6 protein-coding genes and 2 pseudogenes are annotated in these 14,029 nt (G+C 62.1%); 4 read left to right on the top strand and 4 right to left on the bottom strand.

Features of this window, described 5'->3' with window-relative positions; all coding sequences use genetic code 11:
• Nucleotides 1–1,320 precede the first annotated feature (1,320 nt).
• Nucleotides 1,321–4,563 (top strand): adenylate/guanylate cyclase domain-containing protein, encoded by a 3,243-nt coding sequence (locus tag AC628_RS15265; RefSeq protein WP_074127615.1) that lies wholly within the window; start codon nt 1,321–1,323, stop codon nt 4,561–4,563.
• Between the two features lie 398 nt (nt 4,564–4,961).
• Here AC628_RS15265 and AC628_RS15260 read toward each other — a convergent pair whose 3' ends face one another.
• From AC628_RS15260 to AC628_RS15250, 4 genes and pseudogenes are all read right to left on the bottom strand, one after another.
• Nucleotides 4,962–6,410 (bottom strand): HlyD family type I secretion periplasmic adaptor subunit, encoded by a 1,449-nt coding sequence (locus AC628_RS15260; protein WP_074127614.1) that lies wholly within the window; start codon nt 6,408–6,410, stop codon nt 4,962–4,964.
• On the bottom strand, nt 6,397–8,538 hold the full coding sequence (locus AC628_RS15255) for a type I secretion system permease/ATPase (protein ID WP_074127613.1): 2,142 nt from the start codon (nt 8,536–8,538) through the stop codon (nt 6,397–6,399). Before AC628_RS15255 ends, AC628_RS15260 begins: the two co-directional genes overlap by 14 nt.
• Before the next feature lie 29 nt (nt 8,539–8,567).
• A pseudogene (locus AC628_RS46140) lies at nt 8,568–8,804 on the bottom strand (hypothetical protein); the annotation flags it as partial.
• A pseudogene (locus AC628_RS15250) lies at nt 8,805–10,181 on the bottom strand (calcium-binding protein); the annotation flags it as partial. It lies immediately after the preceding pseudogene.
• 273 nt (nt 10,182–10,454) lie between these two features.
• Between AC628_RS15250 and AC628_RS15245 the strand changes: the two are divergent.
• The 3 genes from AC628_RS15245 to AC628_RS44775 form a co-directional block, all read left to right on the top strand.
• Entirely contained in the window at nt 10,455–12,032 is a 1,578-nt protein-coding gene (locus AC628_RS15245) for a winged helix-turn-helix domain-containing tetratricopeptide repeat protein (protein ID WP_074127611.1), read from the top strand.
• A 443-nt stretch (nt 12,033–12,475) separates the two neighbouring features.
• On the top strand, nt 12,476–12,946 hold the full coding sequence (locus AC628_RS15240; RefSeq protein ID WP_074127610.1) for a hypothetical protein: 471 nt from the start codon (nt 12,476–12,478) through the stop codon (nt 12,944–12,946).
• Between the two features lie 850 nt (nt 12,947–13,796).
• On the top strand, nt 13,797–14,029 hold a 233-nt coding region (locus tag AC628_RS44775), incomplete at its 3' end, for a hypothetical protein (RefSeq protein WP_210190211.1).

Genomic DNA, 14,029 nt, shown 5'->3' with positions numbered 1-14,029 from the left:
GAGGGCGGAGGGCGGAGCGCCTGTCATCGTTCTCGCTGACACCGCTGTGGAGCAGCAAGTAGTTCCGCCAAGCGAACGCACACGCACCTTCTCTTGCCTGAGCATTCATGGGCACCTCCCTTAACGTCAGAGAAGGACTGGGAGGCCTGTTTCGTTCCGAAATTTGCAGGCGCAGTATTCGCGTTGCTGGCGCGAATGCGATCTGCCCCTATTGGAACGCAACAGCGTGGTTCCGCACATTAATTCCGGTCGCGAAGTATGCCTGCTCTCGATTTATGCTTTGAGATTGATCGAAGGTACGCCCGAGCCTCTATCTATCTCCTTTAACCGACGTAGCGTCGCGCGAAGGTGGGAAGGCAAAGGCGATTGATTCCGATCGAGGACAATGGGAAGCCTTTCGCCTACCTCGTGACAAAAGGGCGCGGCAATGTTCCGTCTCTACTTGCGGGGCATACAGCTCAACCATGGGACACCTCTCAGATCACGCCCAAGGCTACCGCAATAGACATTTCCACGAGGAACGCGGAGGCAAGAGTGGCTACGGTGATAACTGCTTCCACGAGCGACAGGTGCATGGTTGACCTCGCAGTCCCGCGGCGCCCCAAGTTAAAATTCACATAAGTTAAGTTGGTTTCGGTTCCGACTGCATTTTTCTGAGCCGGTGGAACTCCGTTCGCCCTCATTTCGCTGCTCGGATATTTCACTCTAGGCGTCCTCTATGCCTGCTTTTGAGCGAAATGCGGACCTACCGTAGCTTGCCTTGAGAGATCAACCGTCGGTCAGCCGCGCTCGTTTTCAGAAATCCTGTTGACGGGCTACGAAGTCGCAACTTGGGGAGCTTGGAAGCCCGTCGATAAGAAAATAGGGCCTCCGAAATATTCGGTTTCCCGAGAAGGGCCTCAGCGACAGCCAGCGCCTTGCATTAGGAGCATCATTTCCGTAGAACCACGGGATTTCGCCAGTGCCCCCAATGCCGAGCGTTTGGATTCGCGTTGTGTCCGCCCGGCACCTAAACTGCGGGCATGCTGAAGGCGAGCGCCGTTCGAGCTTCCGCTGGATGTGGCTCGCCAGTAGGCGGCAGACATCGAGGTCAGCGGTCCCCACTCGCCATTTCAGATCGACACTGTGGAGAATTCCCGCAAAGAGAGCGAGCTTTGCGGTGTCGAAGTCAAGTAATCGCAGCTCAAGAACGTCTTCTTCCGTTCGAGCCGATGATTTCGCCGCATCTGATCAAGCGCTTCCCGTGAGCCGGTCGGCCAAAGTGGCGGATGCATTGAGATGGCGGATCGTTTATTAAAACGGTGAGGCGCTGCAGACCGTATGCCCAAGCCGAACGGACCGAACGCGGGTTTTGTCGAGAGATGGCTGGAACAGCTAGGGCTGTCTGGCTACCTGCACGCATTCCTCCACAACGACATAGACGCTGGCGATTTGGCGCATCTTACCTCGACCGATCTTGTCGAGCTCGGCGTCACGTCAGTCGGACATCGCCGCCGGCTGCTCGATGCGATCGCAAAGCTTGCCGTGGAGGTGCAGCGGCCCGAGCCGAAGGAGAAGCCCGCCCCTCGGACGCCTGCGCCGCGGCCGCTTGCTAACGCCGAGCGACGGCAGGTCACGACCATGTTCTGCGACCTCGTCGGCTACACCAGACTTTCCTCCGATTTCGACCCCGAGATCGTGCTGGAGCTCCTCACCAGTTACAAAGATACCTGCGCCACGCTCATCGAGCGCTATGGCGGATACGTGCTGCGCTACGTCGGGGACGGCGTACTCGCGACCTACGGATATCCGCGCGCGCGCGAGGACGACGCAGCACGCGCGGTCGCTACCGGGCTGACGCTCACCGAGGAGATCGGCAAGCTGGTCACACCACGCGGAGATCAACTCCAGGTACGGATCGGCATCGCCACCGGGCCCGTCGTGGTTGGCGACCTGGTCGGCCATGCCGCCATCGAGCGGGACTCGCTGGTTGGCGAAGCCCCCAACCTTGCCGCGCGGCTGCAAGGCGAAGCCGGGGCCGGCGAGGTGCTCATCGCGGAAACAACCGCGAAAATTATCGGCGGACAGTTCCGCCTTGCGAATCTCGGCCCGCGAAGCCTGAAGGGCTTCGACGCACCCGTCACGGCCTACCGTGTGATCGGGGAACAGCGGGGAGCGACCCGCTTCGACGCTGTGCATGGCGCGGTCAACCTGCCTATGATCAGTCGCGAGTACGAGGTCTCCCGACTGGTTGACCGCGCCGCCGCAGCCCTGCTCGGCCAGGGTCAGATCGTCGTGATCACCGGCGAGGCCGGCATTGGCAAGTCGCGCTTAATCGATGAGATGCACCGCAGGCTCGAGATCAGGCCGGAACAGCGTGTGGTGCTGCAATGTTCACCGATCCACGCCAACCGCCCGTTCCACCCGATCACCCATTATTTTGACTACATGACGGGTGTGGAAGCGCCGGATGCTGATGTGCGCCAGCTCGACAAGCTCGAAGCAATGCTGCGCGGCCTCGGCCAGGCGAGCCCCGAGCGGCTGGCGCTAATCGCCGAGCTGTTGCGGCGCGAGAGCAGCGACCGAAAGTTATTGCTCCGGCTTGCGCCCACGGAAATCAGGGAACGCACCATCGCGGCACTGCTCGACATAGTAGAGGCAATCTCGCGCGAGAGCCCAATCATCGTCATCGAGGACGTGCACTGGGCGGATCCCTCGACCAACGAATGGCTGGAGCAGTTGGCCGGAATGATCCGCAGTCTTCCGGTATTGCTGGTCGCGACCATGCGCCCGGAGGAGATGCCGGATTGGGCGCGGCATACTGGCGCGAGTATTCTGCAGCTGGCGCGGCTGCAGCCGGACGAGATCAGGCGGCTCGTCAATACCATCGCCCCCGAGTGCAAGATGCCGGCCAGTATGATCGATGCGATCGTGGCACGCTCGGACGGCATCCCGATCTTTGCTGAGGAATTGACCCGCAGCCTGCAGGCGATGGGGGACGCCTCTCCCGGTGCGATGGACGCGACCGCGATCCCGGTGACCTTGAACGAAATCCTGCTGGCGCGGCTCGACCTGCTTGAAAATGGCCGTGAGACGGCGCAGCTTGCGGCGGCTATCGGGCGCGACATCCCGCTCGATCTGATGATAGCCTTATCACCCTTCGGCGAGGCCGCTATGCGGGAGAGCGTCGAGGGGCTGGTCGGAAGCGGCATCTTCGTCACGCGTCCCAGTGGCTTTGGTGATGTCGTCGATTTCCGCCATGCGCTGCTGCGCGACGCCGCCTATCATCTGCTGCTGCGGCGCGACCGGTTGCGCGTCCACAAGCTGATTGCCAACACTATCGAGGAGAAGTTTCCCGCACTCGTCGACAGCATGCCGCACGTGCTGGCGCACCAGTTCGCGGAAGCCGGGGACCATTCCGCCGCCATCATCTATCTGGAAAAGGCAGGACGTGACGCCGCGCGTCGTTCGGCGGCCATGGAGGCGGTCGCCCATTTCACCGCGGCGCTGGAGCAGACCTCACGCCTGCCACCGGGACGCGAACGTGACATCCGAGAATTCGACCTGCGCCTTGCCATTCTGGGACCACTGATCGCGGCACGTGGCTACGGCGCGGGCGAGGTCGAGGGGCAGATCACGCATGCCATCGAGCTTTCAGCGCGCATCGGCGGCGGCGAACGCATCGTTCCGGCGCTGTTCCTGAACTGGATCGCTCGCTTCAACGAGACTGATGTTCGATTCGAAGTGGCCCGCCAGATCGTGCAGGTGGCGGCGCATGGCAGCACCTTAGATAAACTGATCGCGCATCGCTGCATGGGCACGACTTTGTTGTTCCGTGGTGAGTTCGCCGCGGCGATCGCCCAGTTCGAGCTATTCCAGAAATTATTCGTTCCTGAACAACACAACGAGGTGCTGAACAAGGTCGGCGCCACCGTCCATGCCGTCACCGTCAAGGTAGGGCTTGCTGAAGCCTGGACTATGCTCGGCGACGTCGAGCGAGCCGGCATCTGGCGCAAGGCTGCGCTCGATGATGCCAACGCGAGCGGCCACTACCAGACGATCTGCCATACCACCGCTTTCGCAGGCGGCCTCCTCGCCGCCTTGACGGAAGATGCCAACGATCTTGCCTCCCATGCCGCGCGATTGCGCGACCTCACGCTAGAGCACGACCTTCCCTACTGGCGGCCACACGCCGATCTCCTTGCAGGCCTGGCTGACATCCATCGGGGATATGTCGAAACGGGCTTCCGTCTGGCCCAGCACGGCATGGAACGCATGATCGCTGAGCGCTTGCCCTCGCTATCTGCGTGGTGCGTGGTGTTTGCCGGCGGTTGTGTCAGGGCACACCGCCCCGAGGAAGGGCTAGTGACACTAGCAGGCATCGCCAACGAGATCGATACCGGCGAGCGCTGGACAGCTGGCGAGTTTCACCGGTTACGCGGCCTGTTGCGACTACAATCCGGCAACAGCGCGAGTGGCCTTGAGGACCTCACGGAAGCGCAGCGGATCGCCGGTCAGCAAGGCTCGGCACTGGTCGAGCGCCGCGTTAAGGCCGATCGCGAGCGGGGGGCCAAAGCAAGCTGAACTTTCACCGCAACCTATCTGCCATTTCCATTTGGGACGCGGCCCGAGGTCGGCAGCGATTCAAGGCAAAACTGGGTTATGGTGCGCTCGGAGGGCGTTCGCATTTGATGCGATTTCAAAGAGCTGCGGCTGAGGGCAACGAGTTTTGGTGCATTTCTCACGCAAAGGTGCCTTTTGGCCGGACCGCTGAAGAAGAGCCCTGCCCTATGCGAGGGTAAGGCTAGCCGCACTGCTCATAACGGTCTGGTTGCTGGTTCGAGTCCTGCCGGGCCGACCAACGAGATCAAGACCTTAGTTAGCTCTCGTTGCCTGCAGCGCCATCGCCGCCCACCAGATGCGTCCACTCTGGTTCGTGAAGGCGGTTCACGCTCAACTCCAAAGGCTGCGATCTGCCCCAGCTAGCGCTCCCGCAACGTTTCCTGCCGATAGCGGCGGAGCGGCGACAACAGATAGCTCAGGATAGTCCGCGATCCGGTCTTGATCTCCACCGTGACAGCCATCCCGGGCGACAGATTGACCATCCTGTCGTCGATCTGCATCCGGGTACGATCGAGCGAGATTCTCGCGCTGTAGTTCAGCTCCTGGCCTTTCGGCTCGCTGGTGTCGTTTGTCGCACCCAGCGCCCGATCGCTGGCGCGATCCTGCAGACGATCGCGGATCAAGGCGTCCTGCGACACCGACAGCACCTCGCCACGCAACAGGCCGTAGCGGGTGAAATTGAAGGTATCGATCTTGATCTCAGCTTGTTGTCCGGCATGGACGAAGCCGATATCGCTGTTCGACACCATGGCCTCGATCTCGAGCCGGCTCTCGCTCGGCACCACCACAAGCAGCTGCTGCGCCGGCGTCACTACGCCGCCGACGGTGTGAACTGCAAGCTGCTGCACCACGCCGTCCACCGGCGCCGTCAACTGCTGCAGCTTCGTCCTTTGCTCGGCCTTGATGAGGTCCTGGGCGAGCCCGCTCGCTTTCTGTTCCGCCTTGGCGAGGTTGTCGGAGATCGTGTGCCGATATTCCGCCGCCGCCTGGTTGCGCGTTTCGCCAATGGCTGCGATGGCCGCTTCCGTCTCGTGCAAATGACTGGTCTGAACCACGAGCTCCTGCTGCTGCTCGACCAGGAGCTGATACACCTCGAAGTAGGTCAGCTTCGAGCCCAGTTCCTTCTCCACAAGCGTCTTGCGGATGTCGACGCGTGATTGAATGACCGGAATGATGGTCTCCAGCTTGTGGATCGTCGCCCCCGTTGTGGCTAATTCGGCTTCCTTCTGAGCTTGCTGTCGCGCGAGTGCGGCGATCTTGGCGCGGTGCTCCGTCACCTGGTTGAGCAACAGCTGGCGCTGCGTGCTGATCAGCTCCGGATCTACGCCGCCCGACGGCACGAAATCGGCAGCTGGATTGTCTGAAAGCGCTGCGCGCAAACGCGCGATATTGAGCCGCTCGGCAAGCAGGTCGTTGCGCAGATGATCTCGCTCCGCCTCGTTCGCGGTCGGATCGAGCTCGATCAGGACGTCGCCGGCCTTGACCGCCTGACCATCCTGGACCCGAATGGAGCGCACCAAGGCGGTCTCGAACGGCTGGATGATCTTGACGCGACTGCTGGGAAGGACCTTTCCCGTGGCCGAGGCGACGATATCGATCGTGCCCCACCAGGCCCAGACCAGGGCCAGGCCGAACAGGACGATGATCGTACTGCCAATCGCGCGACCGAGCGGCGATGGCGGCGTCTCCACGATTTCAAGCGCGGCGGGCAGAAACGCCAGCTCTTCGCGGCGGCTTCCTCGCTGACCACGAAACGGGATCACGCGTTGCGCCGACGGTTCGGGCTCTGCGAGTTCAGCCGACCTCATGGAATCCTCCCTGCAGCCGATGCAGCGACGCATAGCGGCCGCCAGTCTTGATCAATGTGTCGTGACTGCCATCCTCGACCAGGCGGCCGCAATCGAGCGTCACAATTCGGTCCGCCGTCCGTACGGTGGAGAGCCGGTGCGCGATCACCAGCACGGTCCGGCCGTCGGCGATCTGCTTCATGTTCTGCTGAATGATCCGCTCGCTCTCATAGTCCAGCGCGCTGGTCGCTTCGTCGAAGATCAGGATGCGCGGGTCGGTGACGAGGGCCCGCGCAATGGCGATCCGCTGGCGCTGGCCGCCGGAAAGCGTCGAACCGCGCTCGCCCACCATGGTGTCATAGCCTTCTGGGAGTTCGAGGATGAATTCATGCGCGCCCGCAAGCCGCGCCGCGGCGATCACGCGCTCCATCGGCAACGCCGGATCGGCAAGCGCGATGTTGTCGCGCACCGAGCGGTTGAACAGCACGTTTTCCTGCAGCACGACGCCGATCTGGCGGCGCAGCCAGGCGGCGTCGGCCATCGCGAGATCCATTCCGTCGACCAGCACGCGTCCGCGTTCCGGAACGTAAAGCCGCTGGATCAGCTTGGCGAACGTGCTCTTGCCGGACCCGGAAGGCCCCACAATGCCGACGGTCTGGCCTGCCGGCACCTCGAACGAGACGTCCTGCAGGACTTCCTGCCCGTCTACGCGATAGCGGAACGAGACGTGATCGAACTTGATGTCTCCCCGAATCGCCTGCAGCCGCGCCCGCCCCGTGGAATAGGTCGGCTCGGCGGCGGTGTTGAGAATGTCACCGAGCCGCGCGATCGACAGGCGCGCCTGGTGGAAATCCTGCCAAAGCTGCGCAAGACGCAGTACCGGCGTACTCACCCTGCCGGCGAGGATATTGAAGGCGACCAGCTCGCCCACCGAAAGGCTGCCGTCGATCACGAGCCTTGCGCCACAATAGAGGATGCTTGCGGTGACGAGTTTGCTGACCAGCTGCACCGTCTGGCTCGCACTGTTGCCAAGGCTCAGGACCCGGAAACTCGCAGCCACATAGCCTGCGAGCTGCTCTTCCCAGCGCCGCTGCATCTGCGGCTCGACCGCCATCGCCTTGACCGTCTCGATCCCGGTGACGCTCTCGACCAGGAAGGCCTGGTTCTCGGCGCCGCGGCGGAATTTCTCGTCGAGCCGCCGCCGGAACAGCGGCGTCGCTCCGGCGGAGATGGCGATATAGAACGGGAACGATCCCAGCACCGTCCAGCTGAGCAGCGGCGAGTAGAAGAACATCACGCCGAGGAAGACGGAGGTGAAGAACAGGTCGATGAGCAGCGTCAGCGCCGAGCTAGTGAGGAAGTTCCGGATGTTTTCCAGTTCGCGAACCCTGGCGACCGAGTCGCCGACGCGCCGCGCCTGGAAATAGGCCATCGGCAACGCCAGCAATTGCTGAAACAGCCGTGCACCGAGTTCGACGTCGATGCGGTTGGTGGTGTGCGCGAACAAATAGGTCCGCAGGATTCCCAGCACAGTCTCGAAAACCGAGACTGTCAGCAGCCCGAACGCGAGGACATCGAGCGTGCTCAGCGAGCGATGCACCAGCACCTTGTCGATGACCACCTGGAAGAACAGCGGCGAAACCAGGCCGAGCAGTTGCAGAAAGAATGAAGCGACCAGCACTTCACTCAGCAGATGCCGGTATCTCTGGATCGCGGCGACGAACCAGCCGATGTCAAATCGCCGCGCCATGTCGGACAATCCGGCACGTCGGGTCATCAAAATCAGCTGCCCGTCCCAGATGGCAAGGAGTTCGTCCCGTGACATCAATACCGGTCGAAGTGTCAGCGGCGACTGCACCAGCACCCGCTCCGCATCTGCCTTGGCAAGGAGAAGGAATCCGCCATCGCGCAAGGACGCGATGGCGGGCAACGGCGTGCTGCCGAGCCGCGACCACTCGGTTCGGTAGGCACGGGCCTTGAGGCCGAGATCCCTGGCGCAGCGGAGCATGTCCGCTGCGCCGATCCTGTCCGTTCCCAGCCGATGCCTGATCTGTCCGGCATCGGCCGCAACGCCCTGGAGATGCAGCAGCGTTACGAGGATTTCGAGACCCGGGTCGGTCGGTCTCGCACCATTGGTTTCGATGCTCATGGCAATTCTCCAGGACGAGGTCGTCGGCGTCAGGCGGCGTGCGGCAGAGCGAGCTGCGGCTGCTGGCTCAACGGCGGCTCGGCGATCGGCATCGCACCTTGGCCCGCTCCCGCCGAGACGAAGCTCGACGCCATCAGCTGGCCGAGCACGCTCGCGCTTGCCGCTGCCGTGTGCGTGAGGGTGGGCGCCGCGCCCGCGATGACGACGTTGTGTCCCGAACCGCCATCGAGGACATTCTGCCGGCTGCCGCCGAGCAGAATGTCGTCGCCCGCGCCGCCGCTGAGGATCTCGCTGCCGTTCCCGCCGATCAGGACATCGTCGCCGTCACCGCCATTGGCAGTGAGCAGGATGCCGTTGCGCAGTCCGGAAGCCGAGATCACGTCATCGCCACCGAGGCCGTTGATGACGAGACGGTCGCCGGCGCCGACGTTGGAGATGGTCACGTCGGTCGCAAGACCCGTCACCGTGATTACGCCGTTGTTTTCGGTGACATTGATCGCGTCGTCACCGTTGGTCGCGTTGAGCACCACCGTGTCCGGCTGGGCGTCGCTGCCGCCGAGGTTGATGTTGACTTGGCTGACGCTGGTACCGGTCAGGTCGTTGACGGTGATGGTGTCCGCACCAGCGAGCGCATTGACATCGATGGCCTCGATGCTGGTGAGCTTCATCGAGACCGTGCCGACGTCGCGGGTGAGCGTGGCGCCGCTGCCATTGGCCGAGATAGTCATCTTCTCGGTCACGTTGGCGCCGTTGAACACCAGGGTGTCGTTATCCGCCCCGCCGTCGACGGTGTCGCTGCCGTCGCCGGGGTTCCAGACGAAGGTGTCGTCGCCCGTGCCGCCGAACAGCTGGTCGTTGCCGCGGCCGCCGATGATGGTGTCGTTGCCGTCACCGCCGAGCAGCGTGTCATTGCCGTCGCCGCCGGTGATGGAGTCGTTGCCGGCACCGCCATCGACGGTCAGCTTGATCAAGCCGGCAAGGCCGTTCCCGGCCGTGAAGACGTCGTCACCGCCATTCATATTGAGCACGAGGTTCTCGGTGGTGCCGATGTCGAGCGAGAACGGCGCCGGGCTGACTCGATCGAATCGCACGCGGGAGCCGTTGGCGGTGAGAGTGAAGCTTTCGGCACCGTTGCCGCCGTTGACCTGGGCGGTGTCGATGCCGTCGCCGCCTTCCATCAGGTCGGTGCCCTCGCCCGGATTCCAGATCATGAGATCGTTGCCGGCCCCGCCGAACATCTGGTCATTGCCCACGCCGCCGATCAACGTGTCGTTGCCGGCTCCGCCGAACAGCAGGTCGTTGCCGCCCTTGCCGAGCAGGGTGTCGTTGCCCGCCCCGCCGAACAGCTGGTCGTTGCCGGAACCGCCGGTGATGACGTCGTTGCCGGCGCCTCCGAACAGCTGAGCTGCCGGGAGTGCACCGTTGGTCTCGTCCAGCGTGATTGTGTCGTTGCCGCCGGTGCCGAACAGCTGGATCAAGGAGGTGTTCGCGACCGTCGAGGTGCCCCCCGTGATAGCGACCGCGCCGCCATCAACGAGGATCCTTCCGGCCGCGTCGCGACTCACGGTGATCGAGTTGTCGAGATTGTCGTCGAACACCGACAGCAGGCCGGCGGCCGGAGAAAAACTAGCTTTGATAGCCATGGTCGTCATCCTTCTAGAGGTTTTATGTCCCGCGACCGAGGCTTAGCCGCGAAACGGATGACAGGCTTGAAGCCGGCCTTGAGAACGCCGTGATTTGCCTGAAGAAGCCCTGCTGATTTCCTGATTGTGCTATTGTGATCGAGCCGTGATCGCCTGAGCCCCAACCAGACGCGGCAACCACGCGCTGCGGCGCACCAAAGGCAAGTTGCAACCACGGTCGATGCGGTTCAAATCGCGACAAGCCGCTGCGGCAATCCGGTCCAGGACACGAGCATGCAGTTTCATTTCGCCGATTACGTGCTTGATACCAGCGCCCGCGAGCTGCGGTTCAGGTCTGAACTGATTGCAGTCGAGCCGCAGGTCTACGACCTTCTGCTCTACTTGATCGAGAATCGCGATCGCGTCGTCACCAAGGACGATTTGGTTGCTTCGGTGTGGGGCGGCCGCGTCACTTCGGATGCGACGCTGACCAGCCGCATCTATGCCGCGCGCAAGGCGGTCGGCGACAGCGGCCAGCAGCAGAAGCTTATCCGCACCATTCCGCGCAAAGGCCTGCGCTTCGTGGGCGAGGTGCGCACGCCGTCGATGGACGACGAGCTCGGAGAGCTTTGCGCGGAGCCAGCCTTGAACCAATCCGTCGAGCCGATCGCGGCATTACCCCTGCCCGACCGTCCCGCCATCGCCGTGCTGCCTTTTGCCAACATGAGTGACGAGCCGGACCAGGATTATTTCTCCGACGGCATCAGCGAGGACCTCATTACCGCGCTCTCAAAGCTGCGCTGGTTCTTCGTGATCGCGCGCAACTCGTCGTTTGCCTACAAGGGAAAGTCCGTCAACATCAAGGACGTCGGCGAGACCCTCGGCGTCGGTTATGTCATCGAAGGCAGCGTGCGCAAGGAAGGTGATCGCGTGCGCATCACCGCCCAGCTCAACGACGTCGCCACCGGCAGCCACCTGTGGGCGGAGCGTTACGATCGCAGCCTCGCCGATGTGTTCGCCGTGCAGGACGAGATCACCGAGGCGATCGTTGCGTCGATCGAGCCGCAGCTCTATGCGGCGGAACACTTTCACTCCAGACGCAAGACCCCGGACAGCATGGACGCCTGGGGCCTGGTGATGCGGGCGATGTCGCATTTCTGGCGGATCACGCCAGCCGACTATGCCAAAGCCCAGGAGCTGCTGGAGAAAGCGATTGCGATCGATCCGCACTACGGACAAGCGCTAGCCGTTCTGTCCGCCAGCCACACCTTTTGCGCCTACAACGGCTGGAGCGAGATTGCGACGTCGGTGCCGATTGCCGAACGCGCGGCGCTGGCGGCGGTCCGCGCCGATAGCGAGGATCCCTGGGCACACCACGCGCTGGGTTGCGTTCATGTGCTGCTGCGACGCTTCGACGAAGCGCTTGGCGAGTTCGAGCTGGCTCTGAAGCTCAATCCGAGCTTCGCGCTGGCGCTGAGCGTGTATGGCCTCGCGCTGACGTTCAGCGGCCACTGGGAGGAAGCCGGCGTCGCCACCGCGAAGGCGTTGCGTCTCAGCCCGCGCGATCCATTTGCGGCGATCTACAACGGCATCGCCGCCCATGCCCAGTTGGTCGGACGAAATTACGAGGAGGCGATGCGCCTGGCCGGAGCCAGCATTCGGCTTCGCACCGATCATGTCTCCGGCTACCGCATGCTGACCGCGGCGGCCGCGATGGCCGGACGAGGCGAAATCGCCACGGTTGCGTTGCAGGAACTGCTCCGCAGACAGCCCGATTTCTCGTTGGCCTGGATCGGGAAAAACTTGCCGTTCAAATACGAAGCCGACCGCGAACACTATCTGGAAGCCTTCCGCCGAGCCGGCCTAAATTAGCTCGAGGGCCACACCATCGCCTGCACAAAACCGCTTTATCCAGGCGCCCCAAACGCAGATTGCTCAGCTTGCCCGCCCCGTCGAAAGAACCGTCTTGGCTCGGGCAATGGGGAGTGTCTCATGAAGTTCGCCCCCCTCCCGGTTGATTCCGAATCTCCGAAGGACCACCGGAGCTAGATGACCGTGACTACAGCCATCGGCGTTGTTCTCGTGTTTGCCCGGTATATCGATTGGCGCGCTTCAACGAGCGCGCTGCTGAAGAAAAGCAGATGACGGGTCACGCTATGCGCGCAATGATCGGAACAGACGCCTCGCGCATCTGACTTGACCAATCGGTCGCGCTGCTGTTGTAGCGGCAAGCGAACCCGCGCCCTTCCGTAGGGTGATTGACAAGGAGAGCGTGCAGGCCTCAATTATTTGGCACAAAATGCGGAGTGGTCAACATGTTGAAGGCTTTTGTCGCCGCCCTTCTGGGATTGATGGTTTTCGCTTCTTCCGCAGTCGCCGAGATGGCCGAAACCATCGCGCGTAATGACAAGAATACCGGTTGGCTCTTCATTTCTACTGCAAACAAACTGTCGTTCAATGGAACGACCGTGACCCTATCGGAGGTTTCTCCGCGGATCGTGATGTTTGCCGACCGACCCCGCCGGGTGGCCGATGCAGTGTCCTTGCAGGACTTTGTCGATGGATGGACGAAGGGCAAAGACAATAGCTTCCAGAGCACTCCCCCAAATGCCGGATTCACGGTTTGGGTCGATGGAGCCTACCAGGTGTCGGTGATGGAACTTAGCGATCCGGCCTATGATGGGCGGAACCTTTCGTTCAAGGTCAAGTCAGTGAAAGGTCAACTGCCCAAATCCGGCGAGCAAACCTCTATATTTATTGATTGGTGCAATCAAATTATGTGCTGAATCGGCGCCGCTCGGTGAACGGCCCCGGCATCATCCCAGGGGCTAGTCAGGGCCAGCGCTTCCGCGACGCGGGTGTCCTAACCAGGACAGCACCGAACCGGAAGACGTGGACAGAGCGCGTAGTTTTCCCCATCCACGACAGGCTGTAGACTAAAGCGGTTCCGATCCCCAAAAGCTTGATAATTTGCGTGAGGATTCTTTTTCCGCTGGAATGGCGGAATGCCTCGCCGATACACGAAATGGTCCGGCCGCCACTTCCCGCCCGGCGGCCCCGCGGATTGGCTCGCGGGCGGTCACGTCACCTGCAACATCCAGTGCCACGGCGGCTGCAATCGAATGGTGGACTTTTCGCTAGACGCGCTACCGCAAGATTAGCCCTGGTCGAGTGTCGGTTGGCGTGTACGGCCTGCGGAACTGCCGGCGCTGTGCACATCGTACCGAATTGGCATGACATGGTCGGTCGCGCAGCGCCATTCACACCGGGATGGAAATCGTGATGTCCTCTTCGATCCACTGCGGTCGGTGGCATGAACCGTGCAGCATGTTTGCTGCCGGGGCTTTCATTGTCCCACTTCAAGATCGGAGGGACATCGTTGACGTACACAGCACCCCCGCAGGACAGGTTCCTCGTTCGGACTGGAGGTACCGGCTGGATGGTTTACGATCGAGAACGCAAGGGACCAGCGCTGTTGAAGAATGGCGGCCTAGCTGAGAAGCTGACGAGGGAAGAGGCCGAACAGCTAAAGCGAAAGCTGGCGACCTAGATTAGCACGCCTCAGAAATAAACTCCCCGGAATTTCCTGTCACCGCCCGGCAACACGCCCAATGTTCCATCTATTGGAACAACACTTTGGGCTTCACCGTTCAAAATCCGTGCGGCAGCCTCGATCTCACGATATCAACCGGGGCTGGAAGTATTATCATTGCACCGACAGGCAATTTTCCCGGACAGGCCGCGGTGCATTTGCGCACCGCGGCTTTTTCATTAGGGGCTAGAATCCTGCGCGAAACGTCAGTGCTTTTGATCATCGATGCAATAGCAGTCGGCGCTGTCGTGCTAAAGCGTGATGGCATTAAGTCCGA

Origin of the sequence: Bradyrhizobium sp. NAS96.2 (assembly GCF_001908235.1) — a bacterium.
Taxonomy (GTDB): Bacteria; Pseudomonadota; Alphaproteobacteria; order Rhizobiales; family Xanthobacteraceae; genus Bradyrhizobium.
This window is presented reverse-complemented; position numbering and strand designations above follow the sequence as displayed.